This window comes from Streptomyces sp. NPDC002088, from assembly GCF_040296605.1.
In the GTDB taxonomy this organism is placed as follows: Bacteria; Actinomycetota; Actinomycetes; order Streptomycetales; family Streptomycetaceae; genus Streptomyces.
Window position 1 is genome coordinate 149,870 of record NZ_JBEOXO010000017.1, and the last position, 16,937, is coordinate 166,806.

The 16,937-nt window shown below is 71.5% G+C and carries 14 protein-coding genes; 8 read left to right on the top strand and 6 right to left on the bottom strand.

Annotation, left to right across the window (positions count from 1 at the left end; translation table 11 throughout):
* Positions 1-8: 8 nt before the first annotated feature.
* Complete coding sequence (locus ABT114_RS31260; protein WP_351146305.1) at positions 9-929, bottom strand: lytic polysaccharide monooxygenase auxiliary activity family 9 protein; 921 nt, start codon at positions 927-929, stop codon at positions 9-11.
* A gap of 210 nt (positions 930-1,139) precedes the next feature.
* The gene (locus tag ABT114_RS31265) at positions 1,140-1,787 is read right to left on the bottom strand and encodes a ScbR family autoregulator-binding transcription factor (protein WP_351146246.1); all 648 of its coding nucleotides are present in this window, start codon (positions 1,785-1,787) and stop codon (positions 1,140-1,142) included.
* A gap of 218 nt (positions 1,788-2,005) precedes the next feature.
* On the opposite strand from ABT114_RS31265, the gene ABT114_RS31270 reads away from it, so the two are divergent.
* The 4 genes from ABT114_RS31270 (at position 2,006) to cyc2 (ending at position 7,117) form a co-directional block, all read left to right on the top strand.
* Positions 2,006-2,872 carry a ScbA/BarX family gamma-butyrolactone biosynthesis protein gene (locus ABT114_RS31270; RefSeq protein ID WP_351146247.1) on the top strand — a complete coding sequence of 289 codons (867 nt, stop codon included), beginning with the start codon at positions 2,006-2,008 and terminating at the stop codon, positions 2,870-2,872.
* 70 nt (positions 2,873-2,942) lie between these two features.
* Positions 2,943-3,590, top strand: coding sequence for a ScbR family autoregulator-binding transcription factor (locus ABT114_RS31275; RefSeq protein ID WP_351146248.1), 648 nt, complete (start codon positions 2,943-2,945; stop codon positions 3,588-3,590).
* Between the two features lie 27 nt (positions 3,591-3,617).
* Positions 3,618-4,796, top strand: a complete 1,179-nt coding sequence (locus ABT114_RS31280) for a damage-control phosphatase ARMT1 family protein (protein WP_351146249.1) — start codon at positions 3,618-3,620, stop codon at positions 4,794-4,796.
* A gap of 161 nt (positions 4,797-4,957) precedes the next feature.
* Complete coding sequence (gene cyc2, locus ABT114_RS31285; RefSeq protein WP_351146250.1) at positions 4,958-7,117, top strand: germacradienol/geosmin synthase Cyc2; 2,160 nt, start codon at positions 4,958-4,960, stop codon at positions 7,115-7,117.
* Between the two features lie 179 nt (positions 7,118-7,296).
* Here the strand turns inward: cyc2 and ABT114_RS31290 are convergent, their stop codons facing one another.
* Complete coding sequence (locus tag ABT114_RS31290; protein WP_351146251.1) at positions 7,297-8,037, bottom strand: Type 1 glutamine amidotransferase-like domain-containing protein; 741 nt, start codon at positions 8,035-8,037, stop codon at positions 7,297-7,299.
* Positions 8,038-8,175: 138 nt separating this feature from the next.
* Complete coding sequence (katG, locus tag ABT114_RS31295) at positions 8,176-10,389, bottom strand: catalase/peroxidase HPI (protein ID WP_351146252.1); 2,214 nt, start codon at positions 10,387-10,389, stop codon at positions 8,176-8,178.
* Between the two features lie 288 nt (positions 10,390-10,677).
* On the opposite strand from katG, the gene ABT114_RS31300 reads away from it, so the two are divergent.
* Positions 10,678-11,088: a Fur family transcriptional regulator gene (locus ABT114_RS31300; protein WP_351146253.1), complete on the top strand. Its 411-nt coding sequence runs from the start codon at positions 10,678-10,680 to the stop codon at positions 11,086-11,088.
* 122 nt (positions 11,089-11,210) lie between these two features.
* A complete protein-coding gene (locus ABT114_RS31305; protein WP_351146254.1) occupies positions 11,211-11,825 on the top strand; it encodes a PDZ domain-containing protein in 615 nt (204 codons plus the stop codon).
* Here ABT114_RS31305 and ABT114_RS31310 read toward each other — a convergent pair.
* Positions 11,818-12,573 (bottom strand): metallophosphoesterase, encoded by a 756-nt coding sequence (locus ABT114_RS31310; RefSeq protein ID WP_351146255.1) that lies wholly within the window; start codon positions 12,571-12,573, stop codon positions 11,818-11,820. The two genes, ABT114_RS31305 and ABT114_RS31310, sit on opposite strands and share 8 nt — an antisense overlap.
* 282 nt (positions 12,574-12,855) lie before the next feature.
* Between ABT114_RS31310 and ABT114_RS31315 the strand changes: the two genes are divergently transcribed.
* Together ABT114_RS31315 and ABT114_RS31320 are read left to right on the top strand one after the other, a co-directional pair.
* Positions 12,856-13,983, top strand: a complete 1,128-nt coding sequence (locus tag ABT114_RS31315) for an aminopeptidase P family protein (protein WP_351146256.1) — start codon at positions 12,856-12,858, stop codon at positions 13,981-13,983.
* Between the two features lie 64 nt (positions 13,984-14,047).
* Complete coding sequence (locus ABT114_RS31320) at positions 14,048-15,028, top strand: aminoglycoside phosphotransferase family protein (RefSeq protein ID WP_351146257.1); 981 nt, start codon at positions 14,048-14,050, stop codon at positions 15,026-15,028.
* 32 nt (positions 15,029-15,060) lie between these two features.
* Here the strand turns inward: ABT114_RS31320 and treZ are convergent, their stop codons facing one another.
* Positions 15,061-16,806 carry a malto-oligosyltrehalose trehalohydrolase gene (gene treZ / locus ABT114_RS31325; RefSeq protein ID WP_351146258.1) on the bottom strand — a complete coding sequence of 582 codons (1,746 nt, stop codon included), beginning with the start codon at positions 16,804-16,806 and terminating at the stop codon, positions 15,061-15,063.
* Between the last annotated feature and the right edge of the window lie 131 nt (positions 16,807-16,937).

A 16,937-nucleotide genomic window follows, 5' to 3' on the forward strand; every position in this document is an offset into this window, starting at 1 on the left:
CAGGGAGTTCAACGTCGACGTAGACGCATGAACAGGGCGGCGCCCCCGGTGAGCACCAGCACCGCGGCGGCGCCGCCCGCCATGAGGGGCGCGGAGGGGCCGGACCCGGGGTCGGTGGTGGACGCCGCCACCGGCGTGCTGTCGGTGGCCGGGCTCGCGGACTGCGCGGTCCGTGTGGGGGAGGACGTACTCACCGAGGGCACCGCCGCACCCTTGCGCGCCTCGGTGGTCGGCGACGGGCTGCCGCTCGCGCGGGCCGGTGCGCTCGCGGACGCGGTGGACTTCGCAGCCGCCGGGAACACCACGTCCGAGCACGAGTAGTACGTGTCCGGTGTGCTGCTGTTCTGCCAGATCGTGTACAGCACCTGGCGTCCCGTCCGGTCCGACGGAAGCTTGGCCGTGAGGTGGTAGGCGCCGTTCGTCAGCTTCGGGTCCTTGACCTCGGCGAACGGTCGTGTGGGCAGGTCGGACCACTGCAGCGGCTTCGCCGGGTCGTAGCCGGGCTTGGTCAGGAACAGCTTGAACGTGCCGGTGTGCGGGATCGTCGAGGCGTACGTCATCGTCAGCGTCCCGCCCGGTGACAGACGCGTCGACGGCCAGTCCGCGCGGGCGAGGTCGAGGCCCTTGTAAGCGGGCAGACCCGCGCTGCACAGCTTTCCGTCGGGGATCACCTGGCGGTCCCGGCCGGCCACGTTCGCGACCCGCAGGTTGTCCCAGGCGGCGAAGGACGCGCCGTTCGCGGCCACGGCCGCCCGGCAGGCCGCCGAGCTGGTCGAGTCGCCCTCGGGGGAGCAGGCGAACACCCGGCTGGCCGGATCGGTCGGTGCGCCGTGCGCCAGCGCCGGTGCCGCGGTCCACAGACTCAGCAGGAGCGGGCTCAGGGCGGTGGCCGCCAGGGCGATGCGGCGGTGTGCGGTCATCCGGGACATCCGGAACGTCTCCTCGGCCGGCGCGGGAACGGTCTCGCGGGAACGGTCTGTTGCGTGCAGTACGGCGGCCGGGGCCGGTGCGTTCAGCCGGCGGCCGGAACCCGGCGCGATCCGGCCCGCGTAACCCCGGACGGGGCGGCGCACGCGCCAGGCCGGCCTGGGCCGCCGCTGTCTCCGTCGTCGTCGTTGTCGCCGCCGTCGCCGCCGCCGCTACGCGATCGGTGCTTCGGTTGCCGTCAAGACTCTCGAGCCGCGGTCGGCCCCGCTGTCGAGGCCGGGCAGCAGGCCCGGCACCGCGATGCTGGGCAGCATGTGCGCCCACAGCACGGACAATCGCTCGCCGAGGTCCGTCCGGTCGGTCAGTGCCCGCGACATCAGCTGTATGCCGCTGAACGCCCCGACCAGCAGCTCCACCGTGTCCCGCGACCGCACCGTGGGCAGCAACTCGCCTTGTGCGCGGGCCTCTTCCATCAGTTCCGTCAGTCGCTCGGCCCACTGCCGGAACGGCTGCCCGTGATCGACCCCGGACGGTGTCGCCTGGTCGACCGCGAGCCGCACACTGCCCCGTAGCAGGGAACTGCCCAGCAGCCGCATGCCGACGACGAAGGTCATGTCGATGATCTCCTGCAACTTGCAGGGCTGCGGCGGCACGGCACCGAACGGCACCTGCTCGTCGAGCACCGCCTGCGCGAGGGACTCCTTGGAGGGGAAGTGGAAGTACAGGGCGCCCTTGGTGACTTCGGCACGCTCCAGCACCATGGCGATGGTCGTGGAGGTGTAGCCGTGCTCGTCGAAGACCGCGCCGGCGGCTTCCAGGATCGCCCTGCGCGTCCTGATGGCGCGCTCCTGTCTTGCCATAAGAGCCCCTCCGCACCGCCGAGTCGGCCGACCCCCGCGATCGCGTGCAGGATCGGCCCGATCTTCGGGCGTCGTCCACTGATCTCATTGAAAACAAACCGGTCGCCTCGTACCCTAACGCTTGCTCGAGTGGGCGCTTCGCCGTCTGCCGTGGCCTTCGGGGGACCGTAGGGAGGGACATGCCGAGACCCCGCCAGAGCGCCCAGACCATCCCGTCCATGACAGCGACCGTTCCCCGTGAGCTCGTCCACCGCGCGGCGGTGGCGGAGACCCTCCTCACCGGCTGGAGCCGGACCGCGCCCGACCGGTTCCACGTGTCGGCGCAGTGGCCGCGATCCCACGAGTTACACGTGTCGCCCGACCGCACCGCGTACGATCCGCTGCTGGTCGTGGAGACCGTACGGCAGAGCGGAACGCTGATCGCGCACACCGAGTACGACGTGCCGCTGGGGCACCACTTCGTGCTCAACGAGTTCCAGGTCGAGACGTTTCCGCAGCACTTGGCCGTCGGTGCGCTGCCCGCCGAACCGGCCGTCGAAGTCGCCTTCACCGACGTCCAGTACCGCGGCGCCCGCCCGGCCGCCGCCCGCTACACGGCGGACGTCCTGCGCGCGGGTGAGCTCGTCGCGCGCGCGGACGTCGCGTTCACCTGTCTGAGTGAGCCCGTCTACCGGCGGCTGCGCGGCGGCCGCACCCCGGCTCTCGCCTCCGACGTGCCCCTGCGGCCCGGGCTGCCGCCCACCGGCGTGGACCGCGTGCTGCCGGCCGACGTCGTCCTGGCCCCGACGGACCGTTCCGACCGCTGGCAGCTACGAGTAGATACCGCACACCCCGTTTTCTTCGACCATCCACTGGACCACGTCCCCGGGATGCTGCTCCTGGAGGCGGCCCGCCAGGCCGCCCGGTGGTGGACCGACGGGAGACGAGCACCAGTTGGGTACCACGCCCGCTTCCACCGGTACGCCGAGCTGGACAGTCCCACCTGGATCGAGCTGGCGAGCGAAGACGGCGCCGAACTGCAAGTCGTGGGCAGACAGGGGGAGTCGACGATTTTCGAGTGCCTGGTGGGGACCGCGGGTCGGTGAGTTATCGTGGACAGGGCGTCAAAACAAACGGCATGACCCGTTCTTTACGGCCCCCGGGAGTGTCCAGCCGATGGCGAGGCAGCTACGCGCCGAGCAGACCCGCGCGACGATCATCACGGCCGCCGCCGACCTGTTCGACCGGCGCGGCTACGAATCGACCAGTCTGAGCGACATCGTCGAGCACGCGCAGGTCACCAAGGGCGCCCTGTACTTCCACTTCGCGGCCAAGGAGGACCTGGCCCACGCCATCATGGAGCTCCAGTCCCAGGCCTCGCGGCGGGTGGTCGACCAGGTCGACGACCAGGGCTGTCCGTCCCTCGAGGCCCTGATGCGGATCACCTTCGGCATGGCGCGGCTGTCCGTCGAGGGACCCATCACCCGGGCCGGACTCCGGCTCGCCACCGGCGGAGTCGAGGTACGGCCGCCGCTGCCGCACCCGTTCACGGAGTGGCTGGACCTGGTCACGCGCCGGCTCCTCGGCGCGGTCCGGGAGTCCGACGTCCACCCGGACGTCGACGTCGACGCCGTCGCCCACTCCCTCGTCTCCTTCTTCGTCGGAACCCGCGTCGTGGGCCGCTCCCTGGAACCCGTCGCCCGACTCCCGCGCAGAATGGCGGAGATGTGGCACATGCTGATCCGGGGCCTGGTGCCGGTACCGCGACGCCCGCGGTACCTGACGCTCGTCACCCGGCTGGAGCGGGAGATCAGCATCGTGTGATCAGGGGGAGCCGATACGGTGATCCACATGCCCGACACCCCCGCCGCGCCCGTGATCCTGGGCAACGAACCCGGCTCCTTCCCGCACAGCGTGCTCGCGCAGCGGCATCCCGCGATCATCCGGCAGGTGCGGGACGCCGTTCCGTACGGCCCCGACATCCGCCGCGCGCTGGACACGCTGCTGGTCAGCTGCACCGAGGGCGTGCTCGAACCGCTTCCCGCCGACGCCCACGACCGGGACCGGTGGCAGGCGTGGGGTCTCGGGGAGTACGTGGGCCGGTCCTGGTTCGACGTGCCGTGGCTGTGGGCGGAGAGCTACTTCTACCGCCAACTCCTCGAAGCCGTCGGATACTTCGTCCCGGGCACCTGGCAGGGCATCGACCCCTTCCGCCCCTCCAAGCTCGCCGAGCTCGACGCCCCGGAGACGGACGAGGAGCTGGCCGCCCTCGACGACCTCGAGGCCCGCCCGGCCGACGAGCGGGCCAGGGCCCTGCTGCACGGCTCGCTCTGGGGCAACCGCGCCGACCTCGGCTTCCGCCTCTCCGCCCCCGGCGGCCACCCCGCCGACACCACCCCGGCCCTGGTCGCCGACGACAGCGAGGCCCTCTGGTCGCTGCTCCCGCCCTCCGGCACGGGCACCCTCTGCCTGGTCGCCGACAACGCGGGCCGGGAACTCATCCCCGACCTGCTCCTCGTCGCCCACCTCCTCGAACGGCGCCGGGTGGAGCGGGCGGTCCTGCACATCAAGCCATACCCGTACTACGTCTCCGACGCCACCACCGCCGACGTGCTCGACGCGGTCCGCCGGCTCACCGCCGCGCCGGGCGCGGCCGCCGCGTACGGGCGGGGCATCCGGGACGCGATGACCGACGGCCGGCTCCAGGTCCGCGCGCACCCCTTCGCCTGCGCCCCACTGCCGTACGAGGCGATGCCCCCCGAACTGCACAAGGAGTTCGGCGACGCCGCGCTGACCGTCGTCAAGGGCGACCTCAACTACCGTCGGCTGGTGGGCGACCGCCGATGGCCCCCGACCACCCCCTTCACGGACGTCACCGCCTACTTCCCCGGCCCGGTTGCCGCCCTGCGCACCCTGAAGTCCGACGTGATCACCGGCCTCGACGCCCACACGGAGGACGCGCTCGTCACCGCCGAGGGGCAGCGTTGGCGGACGAGCGGGACGCACGCGCTGATCCAGGTCAAGGCTTAGCCGCACGATCACGGTGGCCCGGGGCGAAGGGCTCGACGAGAGCGCGTGTGGCGGAACGGATCGACGAGGGAAAACCCGGCGATTCGGGCCTCATTCACGCGATGGTGTGATCATGTCCTGCCCGGTGGATGGGTGTTGAGGGGCGCGGGTAGGGCCCGGCCATGACTCAGCCGTTCGAACTCCCGCACTTCTACATGCCGTATCCCGCGCGGCTGAACCCGCACGTCGACGAGGCCCGGGCCCACTCGACGGGGTGGGCGCGCGAGATGGGCATGCTGGAGGGGTCCGGGATCTGGGAGCAGGCCGACCTCGACGCGCACGACTACGGCCTGCTCTGCGCCTACACCCACCCCGACTGCGACGGCCCCGCGCTGTCGCTGATCACCGACTGGTACGTGTGGGTGTTCTTCTTCGACGACCACTTCCTCGACATGTTCAAGCGCACCCCGGACCGCGCCGCGGGCAAGGCCCACCTGGACCGGCTGCCGCTGTTCATGCCGCTGGATCTGTCGGCTCCCGTGCCGGAGCCGCAGAACCCGGTCGAGGCCGGGCTCGCCGACCTGTGGGCGCGTACGGTGCCGTCGATGTCGACCGACTGGCGCCGCCGCTTCGCCGTCGCCACCGAGCACCTGCTGAACGAGTCGATGTGGGAGTTGTCCAACATCAACGAGGGGCGGATCGCCAACCCCGTCGAGTACATCGAAATGCGCCGCAAGGTGGGCGGCGCGCCCTGGTCGGCGGGCCTCGTGGAGTACGCCACCGCCGAAGTGCCCGAGTCCGTCGCCGGGTCGAGGCCGCTGAGGGTGCTGATGGAGACGTTCTCCGACGCCGTGCACCTGCGCAACGACCTGTTCTCCTACCAACGGGAGGTCGAGGACGAGGGCGAGAACAGCAACGGCGTGCTCGTCCTGGAGACCTTCTTCGGCTGCACCACCCAGGAGGCCGCCGACACCGTCAACGACATCCTCACCTCCCGCCTCCACCAGTTCGAGCACACCGCCCTCACCGAAGTGCCCGCCCTGGCCCTGGACAGGGGCCTCAGCGCCGGCGAGGTCGCGGCGGTGGCGGCGTACACCAAGGGGTTGCAGGACTGGCAGTCCGGCGGCCACGAATGGCATCTGCGCTCCAGCCGTTACATGAACGAGGGCGCGCGGTCCGCCGCGCCCTGGCAGAGCCCGACCGGGCCCGGCACCTCCGCCGCCGACATCGGCGCGCTGCTCGCGTCCGCCGCCGCGGAACGCTTGCGCGCCTACTCCCATGTGCCTCACCAGAAGGTGGGCCCGTCCCTGCTGCCCGACTTCCACATGCCGTTCGAGCTGGAGCTCAGCCCGCACCTGGACGGCGCCCGCGACCGCCTCACCGGGTGGACGCACCGCATGGGCATGCTGGAGGAGGGCGTCTGGGACGAGGACAAGCTCGCGGCGGCCGACCTCCCCCTGTGCGCCGCCGGCCTCGATCCGGACGCGACCGCCGAGGCCCTCGACCTCAGCTCGCAGTGGCTCGCCTGGGGCACGTACGGCGACGACTACTACCCCCTCGTCTTCGGGCACCGCCGCGCCCTGGCCGCCGCCCGACTGGCCACTCAGCGCCTGTCCGCCTGTATGCCCGTCGCCGGCGAGGCGGTCCCGGTCCCCGCCAACGCCATGGAGCGCGGGCTGATCGAACTGTGGGCGCGCACCACGGCCGGGATGACTCCCGAGGCGCGCGGCACCCTGAAGGACGCGGTGAACGTGATGACCGAGAGCTGGGTGTGGGAGCTGTCCAACCAGCTCCAGAACCGCGTCCCCGACCCCGTCGACTACCTGGAGATGCGGCGCGCCACCTTCGGCTCCGACCTCACCCTCAGCCTGTGCCGGATGGGGCACGGCCCCGCCGTCCCGCCGGAGGTGTACCGCAGCGGCCCCGTCCGCTCGCTGGAGAACGCCGCCATCGACTACGCCTGCCTCCTGAACGACGTCTTCTCGTACCAGAAGGAGATCGAGTACGAGGGTGAGATCCACAACGCCGTCCTCGTCGTGCAGAACTTCTTCGGCTGCGACTACCCGACCGGCCTCCGTGTGGTCGGCGACCTGATGAACCAGCGCATGCAGCAGTTCGAGCACGTGGCCGCACACGAACTGCCCGTCCTGTACGACGACTTCGACCTGTCGGAAGAGGCGCGGGAGGCCATGCGGGGCTATGTGGCCGACCTCCAGAACTGGATGGCGGGCATCCTGAACTGGCACCGGGAGGTCGACCGCTACAAGTCCGCCTACCTGGCCCGCCGCGCACACGGCTTCGTCCCGGACCGCCCGCCCGCTCCGGCCCTGCCGGTCGGCTGAGGCCGCATACGCGTCGGGGTCGGGTCGGACTCGCCCCACCACGTCGAGCCGCGTCAAGCGCGGCGTCACACGGCCCCGACCCCCGCTCGTGCCGCGTGCTCCACCGCGGCCCGCGCCAGTGCCCGGATCATCGGGTGCGGGCGTGAGCCGTCGCCGGAGAGCTTGTCGGGGAGGGGCCGTCAGCGTGAGAGGGGCGGCAGGCTGCGGGGCTCGACGCGCTGCTCCACGGCGCGGTCACCCTCACGCGTGACCAGGTAGGCGCCCTTGCCCGGAAGCTCGGTCACGGCCTCGACGAGTTCCGTGCCGCGGTAGACCAGGCCGACTCCGTCGTCGGTGCAGTGCGCGGTCGGCAGGGTGCCGTCCGCGACCAGCCGGTGGATCAGCGGACGCCGGCCCTCGTCCGAGTCGTAGTGCACGCCGTTGCCGTACGGCAGGAACCCGAGGGCGTCGGTGACCGGACGCAGCTCGGGCCCGAAGGAGTCGGTCGCGCCGCCCTGGAACCAGCAGAGGGATCCCGCACTGACCCCGGTGAGGACGACCCCGGCCTGCCAGGCGCGGCGCATGACGCGGTCCAGGCCGTGGACTCGCCACACGGCCAGCAGGTTGGCCACCGAGCCGCCCATGACCCAGACGACGTCCTGGTCGAGGACCGCGCCCTCGACGTCCTCCAGGTTGGGCATGGGGAACAGGTGCAGCGGTGTCAGGTCGAAGCCCGCCACCCGCGCGGCCTCGGTCGCCCGGGCCGTGAAGTGCTCGGCATCCCCGATCGCGGTGCCGACGTACATGATGCGCGGGCGCCGGCCGTGCACCCCGGAGAGGTCGACCGCGTGATGGACCAGCGCGTCGAACAGGACCCTGGTGCGTCCTCCGACGCGGAGTCCGCCGGAGGTGGCGAGGATGGTCGGTTCCGGTGCCGTCATGGCCGTGATCGTATCGGCCGTGCGTTCGGAACCTTCGGGTGCAGGACGTCCAGGCCGGCCCGCGCGGGCCGGCCTGGACGCCATGAATCAGACGGGGTGATCACGCGGGGTGATCACGCGGGGTGATCACCCAGGTGATCAGACGAGGTCGAACCGGTCCAGGTTCGAGACCTTGACCCACGCCGCGACGAAGTCGTTGACGAACTTCTCCTTCGCGTCGTCGCTCGCGTAGACCTCCGCGAGGGCCCGCAGCTCGGAGTTCGAGCCGAAGACGAGGTCGGCACGGGTGCCGGTCCACTTGACCTCGCCCGAGGCGTCACGGCCCTCGAAGTGGTTCTGGTCCTCGGAGGTCGACTTCCACGTCGTGCCCAGGTCGAGCAGGTTGACGAAGAAGTCGTTGGTGAGGACACCGGGGGTGTCGGTGAGGACACCGAGCGAGGTCTGGGCGTGGTTGGCACCCAGGACGCGCAGGCCGCCGACGAGGACGGTCAGCTCGGGGGCGCTCAGGCCGAGCAGGTTGGCCTTGTCGAGCAGCAGGTACTCGGCCGGCAGGCGGTTGCCCTTGCCCTGGTAGTTGCGGAACCCGTCCGCGGTCGGCTCCAGCGCGGCGAACGACTCGGCGTCCGTGTGCTCGTCGGTCGCGTCGACACGGCCCGGGGTGAACAGCACCTCGACGTCGTAACCGGCGTCCTTGGCGGCCTTCTCCACGCCGGCGGCACCGCCGAGGACGATCAGGTCGGCCAGGGAGACCTTCTTGGCGCCGGAGTTGAACTCCTGCTGGACGCCCTCCAGGACGCGCAGGACCTGCGCGAGCTGGTCGGGGTCGTTGGCCTCCCAGCCGCGCTGCGGCTCCAGGCGGATGCGGGCGCCGTTGGCGCCGCCGCGCTTGTCGCTGCCCCGGTACGTGGAGGCCGAGGCCCACGCGGTGGAGACCAGCTGCGAGACGGTCAGACCCGAGTCGAGGAGCTTGGCCTTGAGCGCCGCGATGTCGGCGGCGTCGACGGCCTCGCCCTCGGCCTGCGGCAGCGGGTCCTGCCACAGCAGCGTTTCCGCCGGGACCTCCGGGCCGAGGTACAGGGACTTCGGGCCCATGTCGCGGTGGGTCAGCTTGTACCAGGCGCGGGCGAAGGCGTCGGCGAACTGGTCGGGGTTCTCGTAGAAGCGGCGCGCGATCGGCTCGTAGATCGGGTCGAAGCGCAGCGACAGGTCGGTGGTGAGCATCGTCGGGAGCTTCTTCTTCGACGAGTCGTGCGCGTCGGGGATGATCGCCTCGGCGTTCTTCGCCACCCACTGGTTCGCACCGGCCGGGCTCTGGGTGAGCTCGTACTCGTACTCGAAGAGGTTCTTGAAGAACCCGTTGCTCCACTGGGTCGGCGTGCTGGTCCAGGTGACCTCCAGGCCACTGGTGATCGCGTCGCCGCCCTTGCCGGTGCCGTAGGTGCTCTTCCAGCCGAGGCCCTGCTCCTCGATCGAGGCGGCCTCGGGGTCGGCGCCTACGTGGTCCGCCGGGCCGGCGCCGTGGGTCTTGCCGAAGGTGTGGCCGCCCGCGATCAGGGCGACCGTCTCCTCGTCGTTCATCGCCATCCGGCGGAACGTCTCACGGATGTCGCGGGCCGCCGCGATGGGGTCCGGGTTGCCGTTCGGGCCCTCCGGGTTGACGTAGATGAGGCCCATCTGGACCGCGCCGAGCGGGTTCTCCAGCTCGCGGTCGCCGGTGTAGCGCTGGTCGTCGAGCCAGGTGGTCTCGGGACCCCAGTAGACGTCCTCCTCGGCCTCCCAGACGTCCGCACGGCCGCCGGCGAAGCCGAAGGTCTTGAAGCCCATCGTCTCCAGGGCGACGTTGCCGGTGAGGATCATGAGGTCGGCCCACGAGATGCTCTGGCCGTACTTCTTCTTGATCGGCCACAGCAGACGGCGCGCCTTGTCGAGGTTGCCGTTGTCCGGCCAGCTGTTGAGGGGGGCGAAGCGCTGCTGGCCGGCCCCGGCGCCGCCGCGGCCGTCGCTGATCCGGTAGGTGCCCGCGCTGTGCCAGGCCATCCGGATCATCAGCGGGCCGTAGTTGCCGAAGTCGGCCGGCCACCAGTCCTGCGAGTCCGTCAGCACCTCCGCGATGTCCCGCTTGACGGCAGCGAGGTCGAGGGCCTCGAACGCCTTCGCGTAGTCGAACTCCTCGCCGAGCGGGTTCGCCACAGCCGGGTTCTTGGCAAGGATCTTCAGGTTGAGCCGCTCCGGCCACCACTGGCGGTTTCCGCCGCCCTGCGTCGGGTGCGCGGCGCGCCCGTGCGCGACCGGGCAACCACCTCCGCCCTCCGTTTTCGCGTCGGTGACGATTGCGTCATGGTTCTCGGACATGGGAATCCTTCCGGACGGGGCGGAACACGGCGCTCAGGTACTGCGGGCGGCGGGACAGTCGGAGCACAGGCCCCGGTAGAGCCGCGGAGAGCGCGTGGAGGGCCTCACGCACCCACGCCTCCGTCTCCTGCCGTACTGGAGTCGTCCTGTCCCTTGGCTATCGCCAGATCTGATCCTACGATGGACACAGTCTTAGTCAAGAAGCGAGCCAAACCCATATCCGATAGGAACCCGGATGTCCACTGGTAAAATTCCGGTGTCCCACCGAATCTGAATAGGTGAACCGATATGAGTGACCTGCTGGAGCGACTGCGAGGGCGTGGCTGGCGGATGACCTCCCAGCGGCGTGTCGTTGCGGAGGTCCTCGACGGCGACCACGTACATCTCACGGCCGACGAGGTGCACGCCCGCGCGGCGCAGCGGCTGCCCGAGATCTCCCGGGCGACCGTCTACAACACGCTGGGCGAGATGGTCTCCCTCGGTGAGGTCATAGAGGTCTCCACCGACGGCCGCGCCAAGCGCTACGACCCCAACGCGCACCACCCGCACCAGCACCTCGTGTGCTCCAACTGCGGCACCATCCGCGACGTCCACCCGACCGGCAATCCGCTGGCCGACCTCCCGGCGATGGAACGGTTCGGCTTCACGGTGTCCGAGGTCGAGGTCACCTACCGCGGGCTGTGCCCTTCCTGCGCCTAGGGCAGGTCCCCGGCGAGGGTCTGGGCAGCATGGCTTCCCACTCCTGACCCCGGGGCAGTCTCACTCGTTCGTGTCTCGTCCCACGCCGGTGCTCCGGGTAGAGCACCAGCCGGAGGCGATTCATGGAACAGACTGCGTTGCGTCCCAAGCCGATGCCCGGCCGGGTGCCCTCGGGCGGTGTCAGGTCCGGTGGCCAGTCCCGGCGTCCGCATGCCGCGCGACGCCGCGGCCGAAGGCTCACGACCCTGTTGTTCGGCCTGTTCGTCGGGGCGGTGCTGGTGCTGTCCGGGGTGGGGCTCGGGACGGTGGGGGCCACCGTGATCGGCATGAGCAGGCTCGCGGAACTCCAGCGGCAGGCGGCGGGGCAGCACGGGCCGGGGGCGGTCGGCACCGCGTCCGCCCCGGCCCGCTCAGGTGCCGCCTCGTCGGCGTCCTCGTCGTCCTCGACGTCGTTCCCGTCGCAGGACGAGCCCGGAGCGACGCTCGGGGTCGAGGCGGTGGACGCCGAGAAGGCCGGGGCGATGGTCGTCGGCATCCATGTTCCCGGGCCGGGCTACACGGCGGGGCTGGTCCGCGGCGACGTGCTCCTCGCCTTCGGCAGGACCCGTGTCGACTCGGCCGCCGATCTCGCGCGAGCCGTCGCCCGTGCCCGCCCCGGCAAGGAGGTCACGCTGACGATCCGTCACCGAAGCGGTGGCTATCAGCAGTTGACGGCCGTACCCGGGGTCGTCACGTGACCACCCGGAAGTGGCTCGTGAGCCGTCCCTCGTCGTCCAGTATGTGAAAGGCCAGCCCGACCGGTGCGTCCCGGTCGGCGGCCTGCTCACCCTCCCAGGGCAGCCGCAGCGTCCACGTCACCCCGGGGCCGACGGCCAGTGGCCGGCCGGCGAAGGAGGTGGCGGCCGCGGTGTGCGCGTGCCCGGTGACGAACCCGGCGATCTCGGGCCTGCGCTCCACGAGGGCGGCGAGCGCCCGCGGCTCGCCCAGCTGGTAGGAGTCGGGCAGCGGATGGTGCAGCGCCGCCGGCGGGTGGTGGAAGGCGAGCAGCACCGGAACGCCGCCGCCGAGGCCGTCGAGCGTCTCCTCGATCCAGGCGTACGTCTTCTCGCCCAGGGCCCCTTCGTCGCTCCCCGGGATGCTGGAGTCGCACATCAGTACGGCGCCGCCGTCGAAGGTCCGCACGCTGTTGACCGGTCCGTCGGCCGGCGGCTGCCCCAGCAGGGCCTTGCGGTACGGGGCGCGGCTGTCGTGGTTGCCCGGGCAGGTCAGCACCGGGAACGGTGCGTCGTTGTCCCGTAGCCCGAGGATGCGGGCCGCCTCCTCGTACTCCGCCTCCGCGCCGTGGTCCGCTATGTCCCCGGTGACCAGCAGCGCGTCCACCTGTCCCCGTAGTCCCCACAGGCGGTCACGCACCCGTTCGGCGCGCTCCGTCGCTCGGGTGCTGCCGTCCAGATGCAGATCGCTGATGTGTGCGAGTACCAGCACGGTCGTCGTCCTCCCTGAGTGCCTGGCCCGAGTCTCTGGCCTGAGCGCCTGGTTCGAGTGCCTAGCTGCTAATGGTTCGTCGAAATCTAAGCATTAGCTCTAATGGTTTATCAAGATTCATCCGTTAGTCGAGGTCGGGGTCTGGTCGGAAAACCACTGGTTCGCTCTCGGCGGCGCGCGCCACGATGAGCCACGCAGCTCCGCCAACCGGCTCGCGCAGGCCCGTCCGGCCGGGCAGGATGCTGCCCGTAGTCACCTCTTCGCCCGCCCAGGGAGGCCAGGATGACCGGCAGTACGGCCGCGCCCTTCACCGCCGACGACTACCGGGCCCGGATGGAGCGAGCCGCGCACGCCGCCGCGGACGCCGGGCTGGCCGGGCTCCTGGTGGCACCGGGGCCGGACCTCGTCTGGCTCACCGGCTACGCGCCGACCGCGGCCACCGAACGGCTCACCCTGCTGGTCCTCGCCGCCGGCCAGGACCCCGTCCTCGTCGTGCCCACGCTGGAGGCCCCCGACGCGGCCAAGGCCACGGGCGCGCCCGCCCTGACCGTGCGCGACTGGACCGACGGCAAGGACCCCTATGCCGCCACCGCCGGCATCCTCGACGCCTCCGGCCGCTTCGGAATCAGCGACAACGCCTGGGCGATGCACCTGCTCGGCCTGCAGAAGGTGCTGCCCGGCACCTCCTACGCCTCCCTCACCGACGCCCTGCCGATGCTGCGCGCCGTCAAGGACGCCGCGGAGCTGGAGCTGTTGGCGGCCGCGGGCGCGGCGGCAGACGCAACGTTCGAGGAGATCCGGAACGTTCCCTTCGCCGGGCGCCGGGAGTCGGAGATCGCCTTGGACCTCAGCCGACTGTTGCGTCAACACGGACATGCGGTGGTGGACTTCACCATCGTCGGCTCCGGGCCGAACGGGGCCAACCCACACCACGAAGTGGGCGACCGCGTCATCGAGCGCGGCGACATGGTCGTGCTCGACTTCGGCGGCCTCAAGGACGGCTACGGCTCCGACACCACCCGCACGGTCCACGTGGGCGAGCCGACGGACGAGGAGCGGGCGGTCCACGACATCGTGCGCGCGGCCCAGGAGGCGGGCTTCCGGGCCGTGCGGCCCGGCGTCGCCTGCCAGGAGGTCGACCGGGCCGCCCGCAAGGTCATCGAGGACGCCGGGTACGGCCCGTACTTCATCCACCGCACAGGCCACGGCATCGGCGTCACCACCCACGAGCCGCCCTACATGATCGAGGGCGAGCAGCAGACCCTCGTCCCCGGGATGTGCTTCTCCATCGAACCCGGCATCTATCTGCCCGGCCGCTTCGGGGTGCGCATCGAGGACATCGTGGCCGTGACGGAGGAGGGCGGCCGTCGGCTCAACGACACGACCCGCGAGATGGTCATAGTGGACTGAAGGCGTGGTCCGACCACCAGGAGCCCCACCCTCGAGACGACACCCCCGAGCAACGGCGCGACCCATGACCCAGGCACCGACACCCACCGCGGACACCGTCCGCCGACTGGCCCGTTCCCTGATGAAGGAAGGCAAGGAGGGCGAGAGCGGCGGGGTCGGTGCGAACGGTGCCGCCGCCGGACCCGAGGTGCGGCCCGTCGCCGGGGGCGGCACGCACTCCACGTGGTGGGTCGGTACCCGCCATGTGCTGCGCCTCGCCACCGACCGGGAGGCGACCGTCCGCCGACGCCGTGAGCTGCGCCTGCGCGACCTCGTGCGACCCCATGTCCCCGTGGCCGTACCGACGAGCGTGGCGCGTGGCGAGTGGGCGCCCGGACTCACCTACACGCTGGACACGAAGGTGCCCGGCGGCTCGGCGGAGGAACACGACGTGTCCGCCGTCGGCGAGGCCGACTTGGCCGGACTGCTCACGGGCCTGCGTGAGGTGCCCGCCCGGCAGGCCGAGACCCTCGGCGTCCCGCGTGCCGCCCCACGCTCCCTGGAGGCGCTGCGCCGGATGGCTGTCACCGCCGCGGAACTCCTCGGCGCGGCCGACGAGTTCGACCCCGTCCGGCTCCACCAGCTCACCCCGCCCGGCGCGGCCCAGCTCGTCGCGCAGCCCGGCGCGGCCGTCCTCGTCCACCACGACCTCAGGGGCGAGCACCTGGTGGTCAGTGCCGACGGCCGGGTGCGTGGCGTCCTGGACTGGACCGACGCGGTCATCGGCGACCCCGCGGAGGACATCGCCGGGCTCGCGCTCGCCGTCGGAGCCCCAGCCGCCGTACGTGCCGCCACCCTCGCCGGCTACGGCCCCCGCCCGTGCCTGCGCGGCCTGTGGCTCGCCCGCTGCGACACGGTCATCCGCCTCGCCGAGCGCCGCGAGGGCCGTGACGACATCCCACTGCCGCTGCTGCGGACGCAACTGCGCCGCGCCTGGGAGCCGATCCTGCTGGAGCGGGTGACGGACCTCCGGGAGGAGGAGACGGACGACGAGGAGGAGCTGTAGCTCCGTGGGGCTCGCTTTCCCCCGGCCCCGCCTCAGTCCTGTTCCAGCACCACGCACGACTCCCCGGGCACCAGCAGTACCCCGTCCGCGTCCGGTCCCTCGACGGGTTCCCACGCGGCGAGTACCCGGGCCGGGTGAGTGCCCAGGGAGATCGACGCCGGCTCCTTGCCGAGGTTCACCGCCACGCGTACGTCGCCACGGCGGAAGGCGAGCCAGCGGGCCTCCTCGTCGTAGGCCACCTTCGTGTCGGCGAGGTCGGGATCGGTGAGGTCCGGGTGTGTGTGCCGCAGCGCGATGAGGCGTCGGTACCAGTGCAGTACGCGCGCGTGGGGCTCGCGCTGCGGCTCGGACCAGTCCAGGCAGGAGCGGTCGCGGGTCGCCGGATCCTGCGGGTCGGGTACGTCCTCCTCGGCCCAGCCGTGTGCGGCGAACTCCCGCCGCCTGCCCCGGCGTACCGCCTCCGCGAGCTCCGGATCGGTGTGGTCGGTGAAGAACTGCCAGGGCGTGCCCGCGGCCCACTCCTCGCCCATGAACAGCATCGGCGTGAACGGAGCCGTCAACGTCAGCGCGGCCGCGCAGGCCAGCAGACCGGGAGACAGGGAGGCGGCCAGGCGGTCGCCCTGGGCGCGGTTGCCGACCTGGTCGTGGGTCTGGCTGTAGCCGACGAGCCGGTGCGCGGCCACGCGGCTGCGGTCCAGGGCGCGGCCGTGGTGCCTGCCCCGGAAGCTCGAGTACGTCCCGTCGTGGAAGAAGCCGCCCGTAAGCGTCTTGGCGAGGGCTGCGAAGGGGGCGCGCGCGAAGTCCGCGTAATAGCCCTGGGACTCGCCGGTCAGCGCGGTGTGCAGGGAGTGGTGGAAGTCGTCGTTCCACTGTGCGTGCAGGCCGAGGCCGTCCTCCGCGCGCGCGGTGACCAGTCGTGGATCGTTCAGGTCCGACTCGGCGATCAGGAACAGCGGCCGGCCCGTCTCGGCGGCGAGGGTGTCCACGGCCCTCGACAGCTCCTCAAGGAAGTGGCACGCGCGCGTGTCCGCCAGCGCGTGCACCGCGTCCAGCCGCAGCCCGTCGATCCGGTAGTCCCGCAGCCACGCCAGCGCGCTGCCGAGCAGGTAGGCACGCACCTCGTCCGAGCCGGGCGCGTCGAGGTTGACCGCGGCACCCCACGGGGTGTGGTGGGTGTCGGTGAAGTACGGGCCGAACGCGGGCAGGTGGTTGCCCGACGGGCCCAGGTGGTTGTGCACCACGTCCAGGACCACGCCGAGGCCGAGTTCATGGGCCCGGTCGACGAAGCGCCGCAGCGCCTCGGGGCCGCCGTACGGCTCGTGCACCGCCCACAGCGAGACCCCCTCGTATCCCCAGCCGTGCCGGCCGGGGAAGGGACACAGCGGCATCAACTCGATGTGCGTGACTCCCAGTTCGACCAGGTGGTCGAGCCGCTCGGCGGCCGCGTCGAGGGTGCCCTCGGGCGTGTACGTGCCCACGTGCAGCTCGTACAGCACCGCCCCTGGCAGCGGACGGCCGGCCCACTCGGTGCGCCAGGCGTACTGCCGGTGATCGACGACCGCGCTCGGGCCGTCCGGTCCGTCCGGCTGTCGGCGTGAGCGCGGGTCGGGCAGTACGGGGCCGTCGTCCAGCGCGAACCCGTACCGCGTGCCGTCGCGGGCGTCCGCCTCGCCGCTCCACCAGCCGTCCCGTGCCGGATCTCGCGCCAACGCGCGCGTGACGCCGTCGCAATGGAGCGTCACCCGGTCGGCCTGCGGTGCCCACACGTCGAACTTCACGGACGGTTCCCTTTCGTCTGCTCACCGTGATGTAGCCCGTCCATGGTGCGGCAAACGCGATCAATCCGCCTTTGAAAGCGCCCTTTTGCGGCCGGTGTCGTGAGGTACGCGCGTGTGACGGCCGTTTCTGT